Annotated in this window: 1 protein-coding gene; it reads right to left on the minus strand. The window is 57.3% G+C overall.

Going from position 1 to position 386, the window contains the following annotated elements; all coding sequences use genetic code 11:
* On the minus strand, positions 1-364 hold a 364-nt coding region (locus AB3X89_RS40320), incomplete at its 3' end, for a hypothetical protein (RefSeq protein WP_368588071.1).
* Positions 365-386 lie beyond the last annotated feature (22 nt).

Here is a 386-nt window from a genome sequence, read left to right on the forward strand (position 1 = left end):
CCGCGGAAAGTGCATCGTTGGGCTCAGGCGGCCCGGGTGGCATAGTGAAAAGTCGCACCGGCTCGGTTGTATTGATCCGCTCGCCGTATGTGTGAACTTTTTTGATCATTTGCCATGGATCAATCACCACCGCGTGATCTCCGACTGTCCGATCCCGCCAATCACCAAGGACAACGTAGTGGTGGTCCTCATTCGATTCTTTCACTTGGAAAGCTGGCAGGGCGCGATGCATCTGACGAAGTTCAGCCGCCGACAGCCGACGGTGCTCGCCGCAACTTCCCCCTCCCATTTGCTTAATTGCTCCGATTTCTTCGGCCTCGTTCGCGCAGTGCCCGTCATTAATCCTGTCACGCGCGAGCTTCATTCTGGTCCAGCTGCGACCTCCG

Source organism: Paraburkholderia sp. BR14320 (assembly GCF_040948665.1).
In the GTDB taxonomy this organism is placed as follows: Bacteria; Pseudomonadota; Gammaproteobacteria; order Burkholderiales; family Burkholderiaceae; genus Paraburkholderia; species Paraburkholderia youngii.